The sequence below is a fragment of the Pediococcus stilesii genome, from assembly GCF_001437075.1.
In the GTDB taxonomy this organism is placed as follows: Bacteria; Bacillota; Bacilli; order Lactobacillales; family Lactobacillaceae; genus Pediococcus; species Pediococcus stilesii.
The window spans coordinates 1-23,929 of record NZ_JQBX01000013.1; the positions used below are offsets into that span (position 1 = coordinate 1).

Genomic DNA, 23,929 nt, shown 5'->3' on the forward strand with positions numbered 1-23,929 from the left:
CAATTGACGGACAGCCCTTTTTTAATCGTATCTTTTATTTATAACATCCTCAATCTCTGTCAACTCAATACAATTCATTCTTAAAAGTTGAAAAAGCTCCTACCAATACTACCCATCATAGAATCAAAAGTTTAGTTTTTTGGACCATTTATCTTGGTGGGATATTTGGTGGGGATTAATATAAATTTCCAAGCAATACACACATTCTATAACAACATAAAAGCCGTTAAATCAACATTATGGCTTCAACTTCACTTACTCTTTTATTCCCACTCAACCGTTGCAGGTGGCTTAGAAGTAATGTCATACACAATGCGGTTAACGTGATCAACCTCGTTTACAATTCGAACGGAAATCTTTTGTAAGACGTCCCATGGAATTCGAGCAAAATCGGCGGTCATTCCATCGATTGAATTTACAGCACGGATCCCAACGGTGTAATCGTATGTCCGACCATCACCCATCACACCCACGCTACGGATTCCTGGTAATACGGTAAAGTATTGCCAAATGTCCCGATCGAGTCCAGCTTTCTTGATTTCTTCACGAAGAATCAAGTCGCTGTCACGCACGATTTCAAGTTTGTCTTCGGTAATTTCACCGATAACACGAATTCCAAGTCCAGGACCTGGGAACGGTTGACGCCAAACAAGGTCTTCTGGCATGCCTAATTTTTCACCGAGATCACGTGCTTCATCTTTAAATAAAGTGCGCAATGGTTCGATTAATTCAAAGTGCATGTCTTCAGGAAGTCCACCAACGTTGTGGTGCGACTTAATGGTTTGAGCAGTATCAGTACCACTTTCGATAACGTCGGTATAAAGAGTTCCTTGAGCAAGGAAATCGATTCCTTCAAGTTTTTGAGCTTCATCATTGAAGACTTGAATAAACTCATTACCGATAATTTTACGTTTCTTTTCGGGTTCGGAAACACCAGCAAGCTTATCCAAGAAACGTTTTTGAGCATCAACTTTAATAATGTTTAATCCGAACTTACCTTCGAGGCTATCCATAACTTGCTTGGCTTCACCCTTACGAAGTAAACCATGATCAACGAAGATACATACAAGTTGATCGCCGATAGCCCTGTTTAGCAATACACCGACAACACTTGAATCTACCCCACCAGAAAGGCCGAGTAACACTTTTCGATCACCAACGGTTTCACGAATTTGTTGAATTTGCATGTCAATAAAATCATTCATTGACCAGTTGGCCTGTGCTTCACAAACGTCAAAGGCAAAATGGCGTAAAATTTCGTTACCATACTGCGTATTACGCACTTCTGCATGGAATTGAATACCATAGAATTTACGTTGATCATCTGCCATTGAAGCAATCGGACAGTTAGGGCTGGTAGCGACCGTCTTGAAACCTTCAGGGACTTCACGAACTAAATCACCATGACTCATCCAAACCGTCTGCTTGGCAGGAAGATCCTTAAACAATACGGCTTGATCATCAGTCACATCAATATCGGCATGACCATACTCACGGTTGTCAGCCGGTTCAACTCGACCGCCTAAATTGTAGGCCATCAATTGCATTCCATAACAAATACCTAAAATTGGAATACCTAATTTATAAATTTCAGGGTCAATTCGAAAAGCATCTTTGTCATAAACACTATTAGGCCCGCCAGAGAAGATAATTCCCTTAGGATTAATCTTTTTGACTTCTTCCGCCGTAATTTTATGAGAAAGTAGCTCAGAGTAAATACCGAATTCACGAATTCTGCGTGTAATCAACTGATTATATTGACTACCAAAATCCAAAACAATGATTTTATCAAAATTTGATAAATCTGTGTTCGCCAAGTCCTTCACCTCATCTTTTTATTCTTACCTATATATCATACAGTAAAATGAGGAAAAACCATAGCCCCTATGCTTGATCGATTTTTATGGAAGGGTTATCAATAGCCCTATTGTCTAACTTTCTTTTATTTTTAAATTTCATTCTTAAAAGTCGCATAGCATTAAAGATGACGATTAAAATACTTGCTTCATGGAAAAACATCCCACTAGCCATATCAACCCAGCCGTACATCAAGCCCACCATCAATAAGGCGACCGTGCCAACCGCAATTGTTACGTTTTGAATCGTATTATTGACGGTGGCCTTAGCAATTTGCCGTGCATTCCACACATTATCAAAATCAGAATCAATTAAAACAACGTCTGAAGTCTCGATAGCAACATCGGTTCCGCTTCCCATCGCAATCCCAACATCTGCCTTCGCAATTGAAGGACTATCATTGATTCCATCCCCAATAAATAATATGCGATGTCCTTCATTTTGAAGTTTCATCAAAAATGCTGCTTTATCTTCTGGTAACATTTCAGCTTGAACTTGGTCAATTCCAATTTCTTCAGCAACTTTATTGGCAATGACGTGGTTATCCCCAGTCAGCATCCATAAGTTATTAACCCCTGCTTGTCGTAATTGTTCAAAAGTTTCTTTGACGCCGTTGCGAACCTGATCAATCAGGCCGATCATCAGCACTAATTTTTGATTAACCGTCATTAGGATTACCGACTGGCCATCCCGTTCAATTTCATTTAAATCTTTTTGCTGTTCTATGCTTAATTGGACGTTGGTCTCCGATAGGATTCGGCGACTTCCAATCCAAATTAGTTGTCCTTGATAACGAGCTTTAACGCCAATTCCCTTGACAGTTTCGGGAATTATTTCTGTCGAATTAACCGTTAATCCGCTTTGTCTTTCATAGTAATCTACTACCGAACGTGCTAACGGATGATTGGTTTGTTTTTCTAATTCTGCTGCAACCTTCAACCATTCGGCTTTTTCATACTGCTTTATGGTTTTAACCGTTGGGTGTCCTTCGGTTACGGTACCAGTTTTATCAAATAAAATCGTATCTACTTTGGCCAACTGATCTACGACACTGCCACCTTTAATGAGGATTCCAGCCTTGGCCCCCCGACCAATTCCAGCAACGTTCGAGACTGGAGCACCAATCACCAATGCACCAGGGCACGCGAGCACTAGGATGGTAATTGCAAGCCGAACATCCTGTGTCCAAGCAAACACGGCAATCGCTAATACTAGAACTAGTGGAGTGTAATACTTTGCAAATTGATCAATAAAACGACTAACGGGCGCTTGGTTATCTTGGGCATCTTCGACCAGTTCCACAATCTTACCAAATGTGGTGTCTTCACCAACTTTTTGCGCCTCAATAATTATCTGACCGTTTTCGACAATTGATCCCATGAAGGCTTCATCATTCGCGTGTTTATGTGCCAGCTTGGACTCTCCCGTAATCAACGCTTCATCGATTTCAGCATCCCCCTGAATGATGATCCCATCAACAGGAATTTGGTCGCCGACTCGAACGATCAATTGGTCGCCCTCATCAACGTCATCAATATCAACGATTTGTTCTTGATTATCCACAAGCAGCGTTGCTTGGGTCGGTTGCATCTCGGTTAAATTTTGAATCGCCTTGTGCGTTCTTTGCAGAGTCCGCTGTTCCAAAAAATTCCCAAAGATAAATAGAAAAGTAACCATCGCTGACTCTTCAAATTCGCCAATCAACACGGCACCTACCACGGCGATACTAACAAGCAACTCAATGCTCATCACCCGCGCTTGAAGTGCTGAAATTGCTTTAAAAAGAATTGGCACACCAGCAATAATCGTTGCTAGTCCATAGACAATGTTAGCAAACAGCAGTAGTTTTAACGCGTGTTGCCCAATTAGTCCTAAACCGGTTAAAATCCCGGCCAAAATGGTAATTTGATTCCAATATTGAGTAAAAAACTTTTGTATTTTAACCAAAATTAATCATCATCCTCATCATCTTCTTCAAAACCTTCTAACGGCTCTTTACCCACTCGAGCTTGCATCTCCGCCGAATACTGATTTAATTTTTCTTCTAATTCAATCAAGAAATTTTGTAGCGGGAATTTACTCTCCTTTTGAGCTAGGATAATTGCTCGACTAATAAATAATTTACTAGTTTGGACATCACTGACTAACATTTCAAAAACTTCAGTATCCGTAAAATACTTGTTTCGTGGATCTTCCTCCAGCATGGCATATTCTTTAAATTCTTCCGCAACAGATGATGGTTTTTCGCCAACGTTGACTAACTGATGTCCCAGTTGATTAAAATAGTTATCCACAGTTAATCGCATTTCAGCAATAAACTTCTTATCAGCAAACACATTACTTCCTTTTAAATACCATTCGAATTGATTTAATTTTGTCGATAAGACCCGTAAGTTAGATAGAATGTGGTTTGTCATTGCTCCCGCCGTGGGTTGATGATGATCAATTTCGTTTTGCTTTTGTTCTGCTAAATATAGTTCTTCAATTTTTTTATTCATTATCCTTCACTCACCTTTGTTTTAACGTCTTTTACTGTATATCCGAGTGCTTCAACAACTTCTTTTAAACTGTCGGCAGTCACTTCCGGCTTAACTTCTGTTTTAATTTTGCTAGCGTTGAACAGAACCTTAACGTTTTCCACGCCCTCCACTTTGTTCAAAGCGCCTTCGATTTTAGTCATACAGCTTGGGCACGTCAATGTATCTAATTTCATAATAATTTTAGTCATTTCAAAATTCCTCCTTGATTTGTTATATTAATCATAGAAGGTTAAGCCGGTTTTGAAATTGACGTAGGTCAAGTTTTGAAAAATAATTTTAATCTATACTTTATTAGGTAAGGAGGGATTTCTTTGAATAATCATGTTGATAGTCACCATTGTGTTCCGCTTGTGCCAATTTTCCAAAATCTAACCGATGAACAATCCGCAGCGGTCGAAGGCATTGTCCATCACCGACTGCTTAACGCCGATACTCCACTTTATTCCGAAGGCGATGAAATCAATGCCCTTTCAATTATCGCGAATGGTCAAATCAAAGTCTTTCGAACCGCCGAAAATGGAAAAGAACAGCTCTTGTATCTCCTCCAAGCCGGTGATATTAACGGTGAAGCTGCCCTTTTTAACCAATTAGAGCATAATTCCAGTGCCGTCACACTGACACCGACAACTGTCTGTTCAATTAACCGTTCTGATTTTCAAAAGTTATTAACTAAGTTTCCCCAAATCAGCGTTAATGTGATGAACACCCTGGGAAGTCGCTTAATTGCATTGGAACGCCAAACTACCAAGTCAAACACAGAATCCGTTGCCAGTAGGTTGGCCGACTACCTAGTTGAAACTTCATCTGCGCTTCATCAAAACCCGGTTCAGTTACCGCTTAAAAATAAAGACTTAGCAACCCTGCTTGGTACCACGCCAGAAACCATTAGCAGATACCTTAAACGGTGGGAAACCAGTCAACTAATTTCTAAAATGGGACAGCGCCGGATCCAAATTAACGATATTGACGAACTACTTCTTCAAAAATAATCCAAAAAATGGCCCCCAACGGTTAGAAAAAATCTAACTTTTGGAGACCATTTTGTTTTATCGTCGTTTCTTTTTGTAGCTATCTTCTCACGTAAACTCGATCCATCACGTGATGCTGAACTTTGTGTAAAATTACATCCGCCCTAAAACGGGTTGGTAGAATAAATTCCTCTAAATTCTTTAAATCAACATCACGCCAAATTGTATGAGCTAATTGAAAGGCTTCTTCTCGTGGCATTTGAGCGTACTTATAATAATAGCTGGTTGGATCATGAAATGCCGTATCTAAAAGTACGCCAAAGCGTTCCAAAAACCATTTCTCAATTAATTCAGCATCTGCATCAACATAGATTGACCAATCAAAAAAGTCACTAACATAAATTGACTCGTTGGCCGGTAGTTGAAGGACGTTGATTCCCTCTACAATCAAAATATCCGGTTGATCAATTACATCAAATTGATCTGCGACAATGTCATAAACTTGATGCGAATACTGCGGAACCTTGATCTGCCCTTGACCACCCTTAACTTCACTCAAGAACTTGATTAAAGCCTTCATATTGTAGCTCTCTGGAAAACCCTTACGACTGAGTAAGTTTCTTTTTTCTAACTCCGCATTGGGAAATAAAAAACCGTCCGTCGTGATTAACTGGGTTTTTAAATCACTAAACCAGTTACTTAAGAGCACCTGCAAGAGTCTAGCAGTAGTACTTTTTCCAACCGCCACACTCCCCGAAATTCCAATAATGAAAGGGGTCTTTTTAACTGGAACCTGGAGAAAATCTAACTTATCTTGATTCCATTTTTCAAAATCTGCATATTTCTTTTGGAGCAAGCGCACAAGCGGAACGTAAACATCCTGTACATCTCCCAGTGAGATTCGATCGTTTAACGCTTTAATCCCCGCTAATTGTGTTTTTGTGAGCGGAAGTTCAGCTTTTTTTGAAAGTTTTTGCCACTCTTCTCGCTCAAATTCGAAATATCCTTGTGCTTCCATTGCCAATTCCTCGTCTTCAAAAAATTAGGTTTATTCTAACACATGTCTTTATTCAGATTCAGAAATTGACTGCCTGATGATCCCCATGTCACTGGGTTTATGTTTAATAAATTCTGAGTCTTGAATCGGTAAATTCAAATCAAGTCCATCTAAAAGTTGCCATGAAAGCTTTACTTTATCAGACTCGAAGTCTAAAAGATGACCGCCAAACTGGTGCTGCGCATCAATAAAGTGTAGATGCATCCCACCAACGCCGGCACCTTGGAACAACGCTGGTGTGTAATATCCAACCACCGTTCCCTTGATATTTTTAGCGTCAAAAACCTGCTGTTTAGACGCCGTTTCGCTTAGCGTTGGATATGGACGCTGTTGCTCTTTAACCACTCGCGTTTGAACAGCTTTAAAAGTCCCGCTGATTTTAATTGCAACAAACGTATTTTGATATGACAATTCCTTTGCAAGTGTCGCATCGACATCGTCCATTTTTAATCCGGGCAACACAACGCGCCCTTCAAAATTTGAGACATTCACGTTAGCAAAAGGCAACATCTCGTCGCCCTTTAAGACCTTGACCGTTCCATCGGCAAGCGCCTGATAGGCCACACCGTCTAGGATAATCAATTCCCCGTTAAGTCCCTCTGCTGTTCCAATTCCAAAATCACCGTGCTTTAATAGTTTTGAAGCGGTTATCGTTCCGCCAAAAAGTCCATCAACTAGCATAGCTAGCGTTCCATGCTGAAATAGTTTCGCCATTAATTGGCCCCCTTTTATAGTTGATCAGGTAATAATGACCGTCCCAATTTAACGTTATCAGCATAATCAACTGGAATATCCACCACTACTGGTCCTTCTGTTGCAAAAGCTTCATCAAGAACTTTACCCAAGTCATCAGGTTTTTCAACGCGAAGTCCCTTGGTACCGTAGCCTTCTGCAAGTTTAACAAAATCGACTGGTCCAAAATCAACCCCAGCAGAATGTCCATACTTAATCTCTTCTTGGAATTTAACCATGTCGTAATAGCCATCATTCCAAATGATATGAACGATATTTAACTTTTCACGAACCGCTGTTTCTAATTCTTGCGCAGAGAACAGGAAGCCTCCGTCACCAGAAACCGCAACTGATTTACTGTTTGGACGAAGCAATGCTGCTGAAATGGCCCAAGGAAGAGCAACTCCTAAAGTTTGCATCCCATTACTAAATAGTAAATGACGTGGTTGATAACTTCTAAAGTGACGTGCCATCCAAATATAAAAACTTCCCACATCAACTGATACCGTCATGTCATCATCGACTCGATACTGAAGTGCCGAAATGATTGCAAGTGGATGAATTCGCCTGGAGTCCTTCTTTGGTTCTGGTGGCAAATCTTGCTTATTTTGAATTTCACGAAGATTTTCAAGGTATTGTTCTCCGTCTTGAGTTGCTTCGTAGCCTTCCAAATGAGGGGTTAGCAAATTAAGAGTTTGCGCGATATCGCCGACCAATTCTCTTTCTGGTTCAAAGTTATGATCAATTTCAGCTGGAGAATCATCGATGACAATGACTTCTCCTTCCCCTTCCGCATTCCAGTTTCGAGGTTCGTACTCAATTGCATCATATCCGACCGTAATAACAAGATCACTATGTTTTAGTAGCATATCCCCAGGTTGGTTACGGAAGAGGCCTACACGACCATAAAAATGATCCTCTAAATCGTGCGAAATAATACCAGCGCCTTGGAAAGTCTCCACAACTGGTAAATTCGATTTACGAACCAATTCTCGAACGGCTTTGGTTACTTCCGGTGAAGAAGCCCGCATTCCCAATAGTAAAACGGGTAATTTAGCATTTCTAATTGCATCCGCCAAAACTTCAATTTCGTCTGGACTGGCTGGTCCCAAGATTGGCTTTTTCAATGGCTTGATTGGCCGTGAACTAACTGGAGCGTTAACCACATCTTGTGGGACACTGACAAAACTTGCACCTTGTTTTGAAGATTCAGCTGCTCGATAGGCGTTTGCTAGCACTTCTGAAATATTTTCTGGTTCCTGAACTTCAACACTAAATTTAGTGATGGGTTCAAAGAGCGCTGCATTTCGCATACTTTGATGCGTTAGTCGCAACAAATCATTTCGAGGAACCTGTCCACCAATTGCCAAGACGGGATCCCCTTCAGCGGTAGCGGTTAATAATCCAGTTGCTAAATTTCCAACACCAGGGCCAGAAGTTGTCAAAACCACACCCGGCTTACCAGTAATTCGACCCACTCCAGCCGCCATAAATGCTGCATTTTGTTCATGACGGGTAACGATCAACTTGGGCTTTACAGCTCGATTTGAATGTTCAATCTGCTCAAACAACAAATCAATTTTTGCACCAGGGATTCCAAAAACATATTGGACATCGTGGTTAATCAAACTATCAAGGATCGAATCCGACCCTGTATAACTACTTTGAATCATTATTTTTCTCCTTTGACTTGTTGAAAGTGATTACACAACTACTATAGCAAAATATACAAAAAAGAGCTCGGGAAAACAAGCACTTTTCTCGAACTCTACTATATTGTAAATATGTTAACTCTTAGTTTTCTTCTCTGCGGTACAGTTCTGACGGAATTTTCCCAATTAATGGGCTGAGGTCCTTTTCAGATACAACCAGCAAACGATGCATCGCTCTTGAACAAATCGTATATAGTAATTGCTCATCTCGATGTTCCTGGTAAGTGTCCGCCGAAGTATTCCAAACAATTACAGAATCAAATTCAAGCCCCTTTGCTAGGAAAGAAGGAACAACGATTGTTCCCTCAACCAGCCGTTGATTTTCGGTTCGGATTAATGTCACACTTTCACCAGCATTTTTAAGCTCTTCAGCAATTTGCTCACATTCAGCGTAACTTCGACCAATAATTGCGCTCGTTTCATCATCTTCTCGATCTCGATGAAGCTGCTTGATGACCGCGTCAAGCATTTTTTGATGATTACGATTGACGGAAACAATTGGTAACTCTCCGTCGCGACTAAACGACTCAATTGATTCGCCCTCAACCAAAATTTCTTTTGTAAAGTCCGTAATTTGTTGCGTTGATCGATACGATTTAGCCAGCTGAATTACTTCGGTTTTTTCAGGATTAAACATGGTCGATAACTCTGAAAGCAACGTTGCACTTGTTTCATTAGCGTAAATCGATTGGTTTAAATCTCCTAATAACGTAAACTTAGCTCGTGGAAAATTAAACCGAATGTAAGCCAGTTGAAAGGCATTATAATCTTGAATTTCATCAATAAATACGTAACGCATCGAACGCTCCCCTTTTTTACCGGTCATTAAATCGTACAGGTAAAGGTATGCCGAAGTGTCGACCATTGTTAAGTGGTGTTCCTTTAATTCTTCGATGGTTCGATCAACATGCTTTTCCCATTCTTCTTCGGTTACATTGATTTTTTTCAAATCAAACCATTTCGGTAATGAACGAAGTAACTGCACGTATTGCGCATTAATACTCAAGAAACGGTTCCGCATAATTGCATTTCGAACCGGTTTTAATTCCTTCATTATAATCTGACGCGCAAGGAATTTAAATTCTTCATCATTATCCTTAAATTCACGCGGATCATTTTTAAATAATTCATGAATTTCTTCCTGACTCAAACTTTGAACCGCATCCTCGACCCATTTAGTTCTTAACTCACTACCAACTTTTTGGTTTAACATTCGAATCAATGCTTCCCGAGTACCTTCAATCCGGTTGCCAAGATTGTACGTTGAATTAAATGAATAGTAAATTTCTTTGATCTTTTCCTTTGAAGCAAACGGCTTCCCTTGGAACATAATATTACGGAACCGCATCCCTGATTTACCTAAAAATTCAGCATATCTAGAAACCGCCTTGAAAAACTGTAGACTTCCTTTAAACTGATCAATTTTTCTTTCCGCTTCGGTCAACTTTTTATCAAAGCGTTGCTGCAAATTCTCCACTTCAATATTTGGAATTCGCCGACGAGCAAACTGATAGTATGTCATTTGAATCATATTTTGCTCACCTAATTCTGGCAAAACCTGATCGACATAATCATTAAAAAGTTGGTTCGGGGAAAACATAATTACTTGTCCCGCATTTAAATTACCACGATATCGGTACAGTAAGAAAGCTACCCGTTGCAAAATAGCGGCTGTCTTTCCAGATCCAGCTGCACCTTGAACAAACAATAAATCTGCGGATGTATTTCGGATAATTTTATTTTGTTCACGTTGAATCGTTGAAACAATGCTCTTCATTTTTACATCCGATTGCGATCCTAAAGCATTTAGCAACATTTGATCGCCAATCGTTTCGTCGGTATCATAAACCGAAATTAATTTACCCTCTTCAATCGTAAATTGACGCTTTAATTTTAAATCAACCGATTGTTGACCATCGGGCGTTGTATATTCAACTTTCCCCATATTTCCATCATAATACACACTCGAGATCGGAGCCCGCCAATCATAAATTAAAAAATGATCTGGCGAGTCTGAAAATGAACCAAGCCCAATATAGATTGTCTCATCCTTTTTCTCTCCGCTCTCCCGAAAATCAATTCGGGCAAAATATGGGCGTTTTTTCATTTGCTTAAAAGTTTCTAATCGTTTAGTTGCGTGTTGCCAACTATTCTCACGTTCCGATAGCATTTGTTGTTGCTGACGGATTGAAATTGCCGTATCCATCATCCCGGAATAACTGGAAGTGTTAATTCGAACATCGTTGTAAAAATTCTTCTGAATCGCACCACGATCTTTTTCGGCATTTTCGGCGTCATTTTCGGCTTTGGCAATCGCCGTATCAACCTTATCTAAAACCTCACCCAAGTGTTTATCTTCATATTCAAAAATTCCCTCTGCCAATGTGAATCACCTCTCAGTTTTGTTAAACATATAGTCTACTCCTTTTTATGCGTTTTCACAAAGATTTAGCCGAATTGGTACACGGGATGTATGGTAGAATAATTTAGGTTTACAAAAAATAAGAGAGGATAAACTTGTAATGAAAAAATTAAAGCTATATTTTGTTCGTCACGGACAAACTATATTTAATAAATATAACCGGATGCAAGGATGGTCAGATTCACCTTTGACCGAAAAAGGCTATGCAGATGCGCACCATGCCGGAGCTCGATTACGCCATATTCAATTTGATGCGGCCTACGCTTCTGATACTACAAGAGCAATGAACACCGCTAATGCAGTAATTGCTGAAAATGACCATTCACCACTTTCCGTCACATCCATGATGGAATTTCGAGAAGAATTTTATGGATACTACGAAGGTAATGACTCCGCTCAAGCATGGTTCGAGGCTTTAATGCCAATTTCTGGAAAGCGATCCTTCCACGAGTTTTTGGAAGAACATCCAATCTCGCAGTCAAAGGACGCAATGAAAGCCGCTGATCCATTTCATGATGCCGAAAATAACGTTGAGTTCTGGCAACGACTAAATCGTGGATTTGATCAACTACTAAAAGATCATCAAGACGGTGAAAAAATTCTAATCGTTAGTCATGGAACAACCATTAGATCAATGGCTGGTGAAGCCGATCCCACGCTGGATATTACTTGGGGCCCACAAAATGGCAGTATTAGTCAATTTACACTTGATACAAACGGCCTCCACCTTGATGAATACAATAATCACGGTGACCAAGAACTTCAATAAACTAAAATAAGGAGAGAAAGCGAATGGAAAATTCACCTTTAGATGCCAAAAAACGATATATTAGTTGGCCCGTTGTTGCGTTGATGGATTTCGTAACTGTAATTGGGTTCGATGATTTAATTTACAATTTTCATAACCAAGGATTAGCTATTGTTACCACATGGATTATTATGATTATCGCCTTTGTCTGGCCGTATGAAATGATGGTTGGACAACTGGGGGGAACGTTTAACGAAGACGGAGGCGGATTAGCCTCTTGGATTCGTGCTACAAACGGCGATCTCGCCGGGTACATAGTAGCATTCTTCTATTGGATTGCTGGGCTGCCATACGTTGTCGACGTCGCTAACTCGGTTGTTGTCTCGATTAGCTGGTTAGTCAAAGGCAACGGCGACCTACAAAAGTATATGCCGACAATTGCCTTTGCCCTATTCACAGCGGTAGTTTTCCTAGTATTTATTTGGTTCCAACACTTCTTTAAAAATCGTTCCTTAGAGATTCTGAGTACGATTGGTGGTGGTGCAATGTTCATTATGACGATTTTATTTGTTGTAATGACCGTCGCTGCTCTAATGCATGGTCGTCACATTGCCACGCAACCTTTTAACGCGCAGGCTTTCATTCCGAAGATTGATGGGCACTTTTTATCCACCTTTGGACTTTTAATTTTCGCGATCAATGGTGCTGAACTAGCAGCACCTTACGTTAAAGAAATGAAAAATGGAAAACGTGATTTTCCAAAAGCAATGATGATGTTGCTCGTTATGACGATCTTTTTAACCGTCTTTGGATCATTTTCATTAGCCGTGTTCTTCAACGCCCATCATCTTCCATATGATTTAAAAATGAATGGGTCATATTACGCTTTCCAAGCGCTTGGAAATGAATTTGGAATTGGTAATGTTTTAATGTACATTTTTGCAGTCAGCCAGGCGGTTTACATGTTTGCGCAATTGGCCGTTATTTTGGATGCAAGTACGCGAATCTTCCTTTCTGACGTGGCAATGAAGTACCTTCCAAAGTCACTTGGTAAATTAAACAACGATGGTCTTCCAATTAACGGATATTGGCTAACAACCGGAATTGTTTCGCTCGTTCTTTTCCTCAGTAACTGGCTCCCAAGCATCAATGATATGTTTAATTGGCTATTAAATATTAACGGAATTGTTTCACCATTTGTAACCAGTTTTGTCTTTTTTGCATTTATGCGAATTCGTCAAAAGAGCAAACAATTCCCATCGCAGTACGTATTTATTAAAAACGATCTATTAGCCTGGTTAGTTGGAGCTTGGTGTTTTGTTGTCACCATCGTCTTTTCACTCATGGGGATTCGACCAACGGACGCCACTCCAGGAACGAGTCTATATGATAAAGAATTAGCGCTTAACATTATTATTCCAGTTATCTTTATTACGCTTTCTGCTCTTCTACCTTATATGGCTTGGGTTGAGCGCCATAATTTAAAGAAGATTTCCCGCTCTTCATACCCATTTGCATTCATTGCATTCGCCATCGGAGCCTTTCTAACTATTAAAGGTGGATATAACGCCGATATCTGGTCCGGAGTATTTGCTTGGGCAATCGTGACCGTTCTTTCAATCGCCGTTTACTTCTTATTCTTCTCAATCTTTAAAAAAGCATTCAGGAAAGCATAGGGATTCTATGAAAACAGTGAACTACTATTTTGTTCGCCACGGACAAACTTTGTTTAATCGGTACCGTCACCTACAGGGATGGTCCGACTCTCCACTAACAGAAAAAGGTGTTAACGACGCCAAAGCTGCGGGAAAAATATTATCTAATCTAAATTTTGCTAATATTTATTCTTCTGACACAACCCGTGCAATTAAAACTGCCCGCTATATCAACGCTGAAAATCAACACCCACTAGAGATCGAAAAAATGCAGCCAATCGCTGCGTTTCGAGAACAATTTTTCGGCTATTTCGAGGGAGCCAACTCCGTCGAAACGGAATTTAAACTGTATCAACAACATTCTACAATTGAACCAACCTTAAACGCGATGACTGCCATGCACGGAATTAAAGCAGCGATTGACGTTTGGAAGAATGTTGACCCTTTTCACGATGCCGAAAGTTATGACGAAATCACGACTCGCTTAAAACAAGGATTAGATTATACATTTGATCAAGCTGAAGACGGCGATGATGTATTAATCGTTTCACATGGCACTTTAATTCGAGTTTTAACTTCTATGTATAATGATCAAATTGATGTTTCCCGGAGCCCGAAAAACGGGAGTATTACAAAACTTCAACTTGATGATCACGCCGGACAAATTCTATACTTTGGCAAGACCAGCTAAAAATAAATTAATTAATCTTTGAGAACACAAAAAACCACGGCAAATTTTGTCGTGGTTTTTTATTTATAGCTTTACCAACTAACTTTAGAGCACTGGTTTAATTGATTGACTAAACTAGAGCAACACCATATGCTTTAGCTCGCTCTTGATATTCCTCAATCTCATCTTTAGCAGCTTTAACAAAATGATTTGGAGTAATTTCAACCATCTCGCGTTCCTTATCGTCAAACTCCCGTGATGGATCATACGGAACCTGGCGCCGGTTACGTTCATATTCTGGGTCTGGTTCCGGAACTGCCGAAACTAAACTCTTAGTGTATGAATGCAATGGATGGTTATAAACTTCTTCAGCAGGGCCAATTTCTAAAAGTTTTCCATAGTGCATTACTCCAATTCGATCACTAATATACTTAACCATCGATAAATCATGCGCAATGAATAAATACGTTAGTCCCTTCTCTTCTTGGAGTTGCTTCATTAAGTTAACTACTTGAGCCTGAATCGAAACGTCCAATGCCGAGATTGGTTCGTCAGCAATGATGAATTTAGGCTGAACAGCTAATGCCCGAGCAATCCCGATTCTTTGCCGTTGCCCTCCAGAGAATTCGTTAGGGTATCGGCTAGAGTGGTCCTTATTCAATCCAACGGTTTCTAACAGTTCTTCAACTTGACGTGAACGGTCATCATTATCCTTTGCCAAATGATGAATATCAATTCCCTCGGCGATAATATCTTTAACCTTCATTCTAGGATTTAAAGAGGCGTACGGATCTTGGAAGATCATCTGCATTTCGCGTCGAAATTCCATCATGTCCGAGCGCTTTTTAATTGAAGCAATGTCACGTCCTTCAAATAATACATTACCTGAAGTTGGATCCTGGAGTCGGATAATTGCTCGACCAGTAGTTGTTTTCCCTGAACCAGATTCACCTACTAGACCAAAGGTTTCCCCCTCATAGATATCGAAGGTGACATCATCAACGGCATGAACTTCATCTTTTTTACCAACATTAAAGTACTGTTTTAAATTTTTAACTTCTAAAACTTTTTTCTTTTCATCCACCGTGATTTCCTCCTATTCTCCAACCGCGTCGTTAGTAGATTCAATTCTAAATTTTTCGTCATAAATTTTCCAGCGGCGAGTTATTTCAGCGGGAGGTGTAACCTTTGGAGCTTCTGGATGCAGTAGCCAGGTCGCAGCATAATGCGACTCGCTCACCTTAAAGAAAGGCGGCTCCTGTTCTTCATCGATTTTCATTGCATACGGATTACGTGCTGCAAATGGATCGCCGACGGGAGGATCCAACAAATCAGGTGGTGTCCCAGGAATTGGTTCCAATTGCCCTTTAGCCGTGTCTAACGTTGGCATTGAGTTTAAAAGTCCCCATGTATACGGATGCTGTGGATTATAGAAGATCTCATCAACCGAACCGTATTCGACAATTTTTCCAGCGTACATTACTGCTACTCGATCTGCCATGCTGGCAACGACACCCAAATCATGCGTAATAAAAATGATTGAGGTTGAAATCTTTTCTTGTAATTCCTTCATTAAATCTAAAATCTGCGCCTGAATGGTTACATCAAGGGCCGTTGTTGGCTCATCGGCAATCAATACTTCCGGATTGCAAATTAGAGCAATTGCAATTACAATTCGTTGTCGCATCCCACCAGAAAATTGGTGCGGATAATCATTGATCCGTTCCTCGGCATCCTTGATTCCAACCAGCTTTAGCATTTCCAGCGCTCGATTCATCGCTTTTTCCTTGCTAACACCTTTGTGAATCATCAACGGTTCAGCGATTTGACGCCCAATCTTCATCGTAGGATCAAGCGATGTCATCGGATCTTGAAAAATTTCAGCGATATCTTTTCCTCGGATATTTTGAAGATCTTTATCACCCATTTTTAAAATATCTTTGCCATGAAATTCAACCGTTCCACCAACTACCTCAGCATTGTTTGCTAATAATCCCATGATAGTTTTGGTTGTAACGGTTTTTCCTGAACCAGATTCACCAACGATTGCCAGGGTTTCACCTTGGTTCAAATCAAAACTAACGTCTCGAATTGCCTTAACGGTTCCGGCGTAAGTGTGGAAATCGATTTTTAGATTCTTTACTTCTAAAACTTTTTTTGACGTATCCATTAATCAATTTCCTCCTATCTACGTGCCGTACGAGGGTCAAACGCATCACGTAACCCATCGGCTAATACATTAAATGCAATCATTATGATTGCCAAGACAATCGCTGGATACCACATTTGAAATGGCAAAAATTGGAAATTGCGTTGTCCATCATTAATCAAAGTACCAAGTGATGCCGTCGGTGCTTGAATCCCAATTCCGATATAACTCAAAAAGGCTTCGAAGAAAATAGCCGTTGGGATCGTAAACATTGTCTGAATAATAATCACACTAGAAAGGTTCGGCAACAAATGTTTTATAGAAATCTTCCATGGTGATTCTCCCAATGATTGGGCCGCTAAAATATACTCTTGATTCTTCAATTGCAGCGTCTGCGCACGGGTTAGCCGAGCCATGGTTGTCCATTCGTTAATCGCAATTGCCAATACAATTGGTAAAATACCACCATTTTTAAATACCAACAATAGCAGCACCATGATAACGATATTTGGAACTGATGACATAATCTCAATAATTCGTTGCATGAAAATATCGACTTTGCCGCCCTTCCACGCCGAGAAGATCCCGTACCCAACTCCAATTAACAGATCAATCAAGGTCGCAAAAACACCAATCAATAACGAAATCATTGTTCCGTGTAAAATTCGTTGTCCTAAGCTACGTCCAAGATAATCCGTTCCAAAATAGAAGTACTTACCAGCGGGAACGTTATTGGCCTTATAGGCATCCACCCGTTCTCCGCCTTGAACGATGGTTCCGTTAAATCCGTTAATACTTACACCCGGTATTTTAGCCGGTAAGTTAGCATAATCCGGATTTGAGTTGTTTGGATTAGGGGCGGTAATTGGTGATGTAAAAGCAAAAATCGCTACGATGATTAAAATCCACATACTGATAAAAGCAGCTTTATTTTCTTTCAAACGACGCCAAGCATCTTGTAAAAAGGTTCTTGAGGGAGCAGTGATTTTTTCATCGTCTAAACGATCTTCTTTACTAACTGGCTGAAAAGCGTCCTTTGGTATTTTTACTTTTTCTTCCATCGTTTTATGCCCCCTTTCCTGTAATTCTAATTCTTGGATCAATAATTCCGTAAATAATATCTGTCAATAATAGTACTAGAACTAGTAGACCAGAATATAGCATTGTCACACCCATAATGGTTGGATAGTCATTTGTTAAAATTGATTTAACAAATTGTTCCCCAATTCCTGGAATTGAAAAAATGTTTTCAACAACCATTGAACCGGTCATAATTGCCACCGCTAAAGGTCCTACAACTGTTACCAACGGGATTAAACTGTTTCGAAGTGCATGATGATAAACAATTCCCATCCGACTCATTCCCTTAGCTTTAGCCAACTCGATGTAGTCACTTCCCAAAACATCAACCATTTCGGTCCGCACAAATCGCGAAGTTGTTGCAAATGGGCTTGCCGCTAGCGCAATCGATGGAAGAACCGTACTTGCAAATCCACCCCATCCAGCAACTGGAAGCCACTGTAATTTAAGTCCGATGTAGTATTGAAGAACAATTGCCAAAACGAAACTTGGTACTGAAAGTCCTAAAATCGAAATAATATTAGCCGTTCCATCAACCCAAGTGTTTTTACGAATTGCACTAATTGATCCAGTAACAATTCCCAGGACTACTCCTAAAACCATTCCCTGAATACCAATCGTCGCTGACGGTCCGATTCGACTTCCAATCAAATATGAAACTTCCTGATTACTAAATTGGAAAGAAGTTCCAAAATTACCATGTGCAGCATTGATCATATAATCAATATATTGTTGCCATACCGGTTTATTCAACCCATACTGCTCATAAATAATTTGAATTTGCGACTTTGTTAATTTGGCTTGGTTGTTCAGTGGTGTACCAGGCATTAATTTCATTAAAAAGAATGTAATGCTGGCAATTAAGAACAACGTTAGCAGCAGGTAAAAAACGCGCTTTGCAAGATATCTTGCCATAAATCTCCCTCACAATCTCTGGTCTAATATGCACAAAGGGGCAAGAGCACCAAATCGCCCTCACCCGATTGTAGATAGTTCCATTTTATACTATTTAACGTCCATCTGCTTGTAATCGAAGTTTAAACCAGCTGAATTGTAAACAATTCCCTTAATGTTTGAACGACGAAGCATTGATTGGCCTTGTTGATAAAGTGGTGCAATTCCTTGATCCTTCAAAAGAATTTGTTCTGCCTTCACCATGTCATCCCAACGCTTTTCAGTATTACTTGCATCAGTTGTGTTAGCGGCATTGATCAAGTTATCGTATTCTTTGCTGCTCCATTTACCGTTATTTTGTGAATTATCTGAAGTAAATAGTTGCAAGAATGAAATTGGATCAGAGAAATCAGCTCCCCAAGCCGTTACAACGGTATCAAATTTACCAGCGGTTGAGTTTGCTAAACGATTCTTGAACGGAATATTACTCAACGAAACTTTTACATTAGGAATCTTTTCCCATGCTGATTGTAAGAATTCAGTTGTTTGCTTTGCACCCGTTGTATCATCACTCATGAGTTGGAAATCGATTGACTTCAAGCCTTCTTCTTTAAGACCTTCTGCCATCAACGTCTTAGCCTTCTTCAAGTTGTATTCTGAAGCTGACTTAACGTCTACTTGTTTAGCAAAGTCCTTACCAGTCTTAGCGTCCTTTGCCAGCCCAGCTGATGTTAATCCAGTTGCAGCAACTGAACCATCACCTAAAACTTTATTTACGAATTGATCACGATTGATTGCGAGTGATAATGCTTCACGAATCTTGGCGTTCTTGAAATACTTGTCTTTCTTTTGGTTAAATTCGATGTAGAAAGTTGAAGCATTTAAGAACTTCTTGTAGTCTTTGTTTGACTTATACTGCTTAACTTGTTCACTTGAAAGAACCGTTTGATCAAGCTTCTTACTGTTATACATGTTAAGCGCTGTTCCAGCGTCCTTAACAACCTTCCAGTTTAAGCTGTCCATCTTAACGTTCTTCTTGTCCCAATATGTGTTGTTTTTAACTAATTCCCAACTTAAGTTAGAACCAGTCCAACCCTTCATCCGATATGGGCCATTGTAAACGGTCGTTGAAGCTGACGTTCCATACTTGCTACCGTATTTATTAACTGCATTCTCATTTTGTGGGAAGAATACTGGGAATCCCATGAGTAATTTAAAGTATGAGATTGGACGTTCAAGATTAACCGTTAACTTGTATTTACCGTCTGCTTTAATCCCTAAAGTCTTGTAATCGGCCTTGCCGCTTGCAATTTTGTCGGCATTTTTGATTCCGGAATAAATGTAAGCATACTGTGAAGCTGTCTTAGGATTAACCGTTCTTTGCCATCCATAAACGAAATCTTTTGCAGTAACTTCATCACCGTTACTCCATTTAACGCCTTTACGAAGGGTGAAGGTGTATGTCTTACCACCATCAGAGACTTTCGTATTGGTTGCAATGGCATTTTCGATCTTATTGTTTTTACCAATTCGATAAAGACCTTCTTCGGTATTACCTAACTGGGTAAACCCAACAACATCAGTCACTTTGGACTGATCCATTGTTGCTAGTTCTGCAGATTCACGAATATTCGCCGTCTTCTTACCACTTGAGTTACTTGATCCACAAGCAGCCAAGATAAATGTTGAAGCTAAGGCAACTGAGCCAAGCTTTATCACTGTTTTAAGTTTCATTATCTTCCAACTCCCTCAACCTAAATCGTTTTCTTTTTATAGTATGCGAAAAGTATATATTAAAAAACAATTAAAATCAACGAAAAAATCTAATTATTTTAATATTAGTTTAATGTTAATCGCTTTCTTTTCTCATAAACGGTTGAAAGATGTGTCACGATTAGTTCCATGATATAATTATAGAAACGTTTTCAAAAAAATTGGAGGCCATTTCTACATGAATGAAAAAATTATTATTGCGGGGTTAGAACTCCCCGATATGAATATCGACTATGCCATGGATGAACTTAAATCATTGGCGGTGGCTAACAATATGGACGTTGTTGATCAAGTCACACAAAAACTTGATCGTCCGAATGCCGCGACCTATTTTGGTAAAGGTAAAGTCGATGATCTAATTCAAGCGGCAACTGCTCTTGAAGTTGACACAATTGTTCTAAATGATGAACTTTCCCCTAGTCAGCTAGGTAACCTTGAAAAAGAAACTAATCTACATTTTGTTGATCGAACGGGACTTATTTTAGAAATTTTTGCCAACCGGGCTCATTCGCGTGAGGCTAAACTTCAAGTTGAATTAGCAAAACTTCAATATCAACTTCCCCGACTACGAACCAGTTCAACACAACGGCTTGACCAGCAGACCGCGGGAAATACCGGCGGCGGATTTACAAACCGTGGATCTGGTGAAACAAAACTGGAATTGAATCGTCGAACCATTCGAAATAAAATTACCCATATCAACAAAGAATTGAAAGAAATGTCAACGTCTTCTGACGTTCAACGTCAACAACGTGATAAAAAAGATATTCCAAGCGTTGCTCTCGTTGGCTATACTAATACCGGTAAATCAACGACAATGAACGGGCTGGTTCGCTTGTACGGACGAAATGATGAGAAGCAAGTTTTTGAAAAAGATATGCTTTTTGCAACCCTTGATACCAGCGTCCGTAAACTAGTTTTTCCCGATCAGAAAGAATTGATCTTAAGTGATACCGTTGGTTTTGTCAGTAAATTACCCCATCAATTGGTCAAGGCTTTCCGTTCTACACTAGCTGAAGCCGCCAAAGCTGATCTTTTAGTTCAAGTTGTTGATATCTCTGATCCGCATTATCGGGAAATGATGCAAACTACTGAAGATACTTTAAACGAAATTGGTGTTACCGATATTCCAATGGTTTATGCCTTTAACAAGGCCGACTTGGCGGGCGTTGCGTATCCGACGCTTGATGGAAATCAGTTGACCTATTCAGCCAAACAACTTCAGTCGCTCGAAATGATTACCGCTTTAATCAAAAAACAAGTTTTCAAAAACTATGTTGAAGCCAAGTTCTTGATTCCCTTCGATGAGGGCCAAGTAGTGGATTTCTTAAATGGCAATGCTGACGTTAAGGAAACCAATTACACCGAATTAGGCACCGAAATTACCGCTGAACTAAAGGAACGAGATTATAACCGCCTATCGCGCTATGTGATTCAAAAATAGATCATCATCAAAATCAAAAAGTCCCAGAAGATGCCAGTATTGGCCACCTTCTGGGACTTTTTTGATAACTCTTAAAGTAATTTATTGAATACGTGTTCTTTTCTCTAAGTAACGTGATAATAATGATAATGCGTAACAAACCACAAAGTACATTACGGCCAAAGCAACGAACATTGGAATAATGTAGTTGGTATTTTGACCATAGATAATTTGAGCGTGGTACATTAGCTCCGGCAACATAATGATCGTCGCTAAGGATGTATCCTTAATCAGCGAAATAAACTGACTAACCAATGCTGGAATCATACGAACTTGAGCTTGTGGCAAAATGATATACCGCATTGCTTCCCAGTAGGTCAGGCCGTTTGCCCGTGCACCTTCCATTTGGCCTTTCGGAATCGATTCAATTCCGCCACGAATAATTTCAGCCAACATTGCTGATTCAAACACAGTTAAAGCCAGCACCGAAGATGGTAAAATTTCAATTCGTAAACCTAAATTAGGTAACCCGAAGTAAACAAAGAAGAAAATTAACAACAGTGGTAGGTTTCGAATTAAGTCAATTACGAATCCCACAATTGCGGATAGATATTTTACCCTCATGTATCGGACAAATCCCAATATTCCACCTAAAATATAACTAAGAACGATTGAAATTACTGAAACTTCCACCGTAATCCAAAGTCCCTTAAGTAAAAACATTAAATTGACTGCCGAATAAGCATCGATAAATGATTTCATTATGCAGCACCTCGATTCGTCCGTTTTTCAAGATAACGCATGTAGTAGCTGAGTGGCATGGTAATAATCAAGTACATAACCCCGACTACTAAGTACGAGTTAATCGTATCAAACGTTGTAGAAGCAATATCGTTTCCCACATACATTAGATCAAATCCTGCAACAAAGGCTAACACTGAAGAATTCTTAACCAAATTAATGAATTGGTTTCCAAGCGGTGGGATAACAATCTTAAATGCTTGTGGTAACACAATATAACGCATTGACTGCCAATAAGACATTCCGTTTGACCGTGCCGCTTCCATCTGACCACCGCTAACAGATTGAATTCCAGCCCGCACCGTTTCCGCAATGAAGGCGGAAGTATAGATGGTTAACCCAATCGTTCCAGCGACAAATCCATCAATCGATACCACATACTGCGGAATTACAATGTAAAAGAACATCGTAACCACCAAAAGTGGAATGTTTCGAACAACCTCGACATAAATTCGACCAATCGTTTGCAAAATTTTGTTTGGTAAAACTTCAAAAATTGCAAACATTGAACCGATAATTAAACTAAAAAATAAGGCAATTAAACTACAAAGAACGGTCTGTCCAAGTCCACTTAGGAGCTCTGAGCTATGACTAGAAACTATATTAATCATCTTTCAACCTCCTTATAGTCAAATCCAGCGATGTTTCCAAACCATTTTTCAATCAGTTTGTTATATTCGCCACTCTTTTCTAATTCTTTTAGAGCTTTATTAACATGCTCTTTAAGATCATCTTGGCCCTTATTAATCGCAACACCATAAGGTTCTTTTGTAAATGCTTTTCCAACAACTTGATAATTAGGATTATCAACGGCCATCCCAAACAAAATACCATTATCAGTTGTCAAAGCAGCCCCTTGGCCCGATTTTAAAGCCGTTAATGCTTGTGCATAGTCCTGTAACTGAATTACTTGCGCTTTTGGAGCAAATTTTTTAATATTTTCAACCGAGTTGGAACCAACTACCCCAATCACTTTTGTTCCAGATTTATTCAAATCCTGAACATTTTTAATTGGACTGCCCTTTTTTACGAGAAGCGATTGTCCCGCATCAAAATAAGAGTTTGAAAAATCAACCACTTTCTTACGTTCATCGGTAATGGTCATTGTTGCGATGATTGCATCCAAATTTCCATTTTTTAATAATGGAATTCGGGTTTGACTCGTAACTTGAACGAAATTAGCTTTAGCATCTTTACCAAGCATTTTTTTGGTTAAGGCTTTCGCCATATCGATATCAAAGCCTTCGATTTGTGACGTCTTAACGTTCATTAAACCAAATAATTTAGTATCTGCTTTAACTCCCCACGTTAGAGAATCGGTCTTTTGGGCCTGAGTCCAGGCATTCGTATTTTTCACTTCTTTTTTCGATCCGCAGCTACTTAACACCAGTAAACTCACCATGAGGGAGAAAACGAGGGCGACACTTTTCAGTATTTTTCTCATTAGT

The 23,929-nt window shown here is 39.7% G+C and carries 21 protein-coding genes; 5 read left to right on the top strand and 16 right to left on the bottom strand.

Annotated features, from left to right (window positions below; translation table 11 throughout):
* Positions 1–263: 263 nt before the first annotated feature.
* From guaA to IV81_RS06550, 4 genes are all read right to left on the bottom strand, one after another.
* Positions 264–1,817 carry a glutamine-hydrolyzing GMP synthase gene (gene guaA / locus IV81_RS06535; protein WP_057803488.1) on the bottom strand — a complete coding sequence of 518 codons (1,554 nt, stop codon included), beginning with the start codon at positions 1,815–1,817 and terminating at the stop codon, positions 264–266.
* 67 nt (positions 1,818–1,884) lie between these two features.
* On the bottom strand, positions 1,885–3,804 hold the full coding sequence (locus IV81_RS06540) for a heavy metal translocating P-type ATPase (protein ID WP_057803490.1): 1,920 nt from the start codon (positions 3,802–3,804) through the stop codon (positions 1,885–1,887).
* A gap of 2 nt (positions 3,805–3,806) precedes the next feature.
* Complete coding sequence (locus tag IV81_RS06545) at positions 3,807–4,355, bottom strand: ferritin-like domain-containing protein (RefSeq protein WP_057803491.1); 549 nt, start codon at positions 4,353–4,355, stop codon at positions 3,807–3,809.
* The gene (locus IV81_RS06550) at positions 4,355–4,585 is read right to left on the bottom strand and encodes a heavy-metal-associated domain-containing protein (RefSeq protein WP_057803493.1); all 231 of its coding nucleotides are present in this window, start codon (positions 4,583–4,585) and stop codon (positions 4,355–4,357) included. The genes IV81_RS06545 and IV81_RS06550 overlap by 1 nt, the downstream gene beginning before the upstream one ends.
* Positions 4,586–4,708: 123 nt before the next feature.
* Between IV81_RS06550 and IV81_RS06555 the strand changes: the two genes are divergently transcribed.
* The gene (locus IV81_RS06555; RefSeq protein ID WP_057803494.1) at positions 4,709–5,386 is read left to right on the top strand and encodes a Crp/Fnr family transcriptional regulator; all 678 of its coding nucleotides are present in this window, start codon (positions 4,709–4,711) and stop codon (positions 5,384–5,386) included.
* Positions 5,387–5,465: 79 nt separating this feature from the next.
* Here the strand turns inward: IV81_RS06555 and coaA are convergent, their stop codons facing one another.
* The 4 genes from coaA to helD form a co-directional block, all read right to left on the bottom strand.
* A complete protein-coding gene (gene coaA / locus IV81_RS06560; protein WP_057803496.1) occupies positions 5,466–6,383 on the bottom strand; it encodes a type I pantothenate kinase in 918 nt (305 codons plus the stop codon).
* A 48-nt stretch (positions 6,384–6,431) separates the two neighbouring features.
* A complete protein-coding gene (gene budA / locus IV81_RS06565; RefSeq protein WP_057803498.1) occupies positions 6,432–7,136 on the bottom strand; it encodes an acetolactate decarboxylase in 705 nt (234 codons plus the stop codon).
* Positions 7,137–7,150: 14 nt separating this feature from the next.
* Positions 7,151–8,827: an acetolactate synthase AlsS gene (gene alsS, locus IV81_RS06570; RefSeq protein WP_057803500.1), complete on the bottom strand. Its 1,677-nt coding sequence runs from the start codon at positions 8,825–8,827 to the stop codon at positions 7,151–7,153.
* Positions 8,828–8,948: 121 nt separating this feature from the next.
* The gene (gene helD, locus IV81_RS06575) at positions 8,949–11,249 is read right to left on the bottom strand and encodes an RNA polymerase recycling motor HelD (protein WP_057803503.1); all 2,301 of its coding nucleotides are present in this window, start codon (positions 11,247–11,249) and stop codon (positions 8,949–8,951) included.
* A 139-nt stretch (positions 11,250–11,388) separates the two neighbouring features.
* On the opposite strand from helD, the gene IV81_RS06580 reads away from it, so the two are divergent.
* From IV81_RS06580 to IV81_RS06590, 3 genes are read left to right on the top strand one after another with little or no spacing between them, the layout of a single operon-like run.
* Entirely contained in the window at positions 11,389–12,057 is a 669-nt protein-coding gene (locus IV81_RS06580) for a histidine phosphatase family protein (RefSeq protein ID WP_057803505.1), read from the top strand.
* Between the two features lie 23 nt (positions 12,058–12,080).
* Positions 12,081–13,712, top strand: coding sequence for an APC family permease (locus tag IV81_RS06585; protein WP_057803507.1), 1,632 nt, complete (start codon positions 12,081–12,083; stop codon positions 13,710–13,712).
* A gap of 7 nt (positions 13,713–13,719) precedes the next feature.
* Positions 13,720–14,382, top strand: coding sequence for a histidine phosphatase family protein (locus tag IV81_RS06590; protein WP_057803509.1), 663 nt, complete (start codon positions 13,720–13,722; stop codon positions 14,380–14,382).
* A 109-nt stretch (positions 14,383–14,491) separates the two neighbouring features.
* On the opposite strand, the gene IV81_RS06595 is transcribed toward IV81_RS06590, so the two are convergent.
* From IV81_RS06595 to IV81_RS06615, 5 genes are all read right to left on the bottom strand, one after another.
* Complete coding sequence (locus IV81_RS06595; RefSeq protein ID WP_057803511.1) at positions 14,492–15,445, bottom strand: ABC transporter ATP-binding protein; 954 nt, start codon at positions 15,443–15,445, stop codon at positions 14,492–14,494.
* Between the two features lie 12 nt (positions 15,446–15,457).
* Positions 15,458–16,531, bottom strand: coding sequence for an ABC transporter ATP-binding protein (locus IV81_RS06600; protein WP_057803513.1), 1,074 nt, complete (start codon positions 16,529–16,531; stop codon positions 15,458–15,460).
* A gap of 14 nt (positions 16,532–16,545) precedes the next feature.
* Positions 16,546–17,571 carry an ABC transporter permease gene (locus IV81_RS06605; RefSeq protein ID WP_057803515.1) on the bottom strand — a complete coding sequence of 342 codons (1,026 nt, stop codon included), beginning with the start codon at positions 17,569–17,571 and terminating at the stop codon, positions 16,546–16,548.
* Positions 17,572–17,575: 4 nt separating this feature from the next.
* Positions 17,576–18,505 (bottom strand): oligopeptide ABC transporter permease, encoded by a 930-nt coding sequence (gene opp3b / locus IV81_RS06610; protein ID WP_057803517.1) that lies wholly within the window; start codon positions 18,503–18,505, stop codon positions 17,576–17,578.
* 90 nt (positions 18,506–18,595) lie between these two features.
* Positions 18,596–20,218 (bottom strand): peptide ABC transporter substrate-binding protein, encoded by a 1,623-nt coding sequence (locus IV81_RS06615; RefSeq protein WP_057803519.1) that lies wholly within the window; start codon positions 20,216–20,218, stop codon positions 18,596–18,598.
* Positions 20,219–20,435: 217 nt separating this feature from the next.
* Here IV81_RS06615 and hflX point away from each other — a divergent pair, with 217 nt between their 5' ends.
* Complete coding sequence (hflX, locus tag IV81_RS06620; RefSeq protein ID WP_057803521.1) at positions 20,436–21,701, top strand: GTPase HflX; 1,266 nt, start codon at positions 20,436–20,438, stop codon at positions 21,699–21,701.
* 81 nt (positions 21,702–21,782) lie between these two features.
* Here hflX and IV81_RS06625 read toward each other — a convergent pair whose 3' ends face one another.
* The 3 genes from IV81_RS06625 to IV81_RS06635 are packed head-to-tail and all read right to left on the bottom strand — an operon-like array spanning position 21,783 to position 23,925.
* On the bottom strand, positions 21,783–22,442 hold the full coding sequence (locus IV81_RS06625; RefSeq protein WP_057803524.1) for an amino acid ABC transporter permease: 660 nt from the start codon (positions 22,440–22,442) through the stop codon (positions 21,783–21,785).
* On the bottom strand, positions 22,442–23,092 hold the full coding sequence (locus IV81_RS06630; protein WP_057803526.1) for an amino acid ABC transporter permease: 651 nt from the start codon (positions 23,090–23,092) through the stop codon (positions 22,442–22,444). Before IV81_RS06630 ends, IV81_RS06625 begins: the two co-directional genes overlap by 1 nt.
* Positions 23,089–23,925 carry a glutamate ABC transporter substrate-binding protein gene (locus tag IV81_RS06635; RefSeq protein WP_057803528.1) on the bottom strand — a complete coding sequence of 279 codons (837 nt, stop codon included), beginning with the start codon at positions 23,923–23,925 and terminating at the stop codon, positions 23,089–23,091. Before IV81_RS06635 ends, IV81_RS06630 begins: the two co-directional genes overlap by 4 nt.
* Between the last annotated feature and the right edge of the window lie 4 nt (positions 23,926–23,929).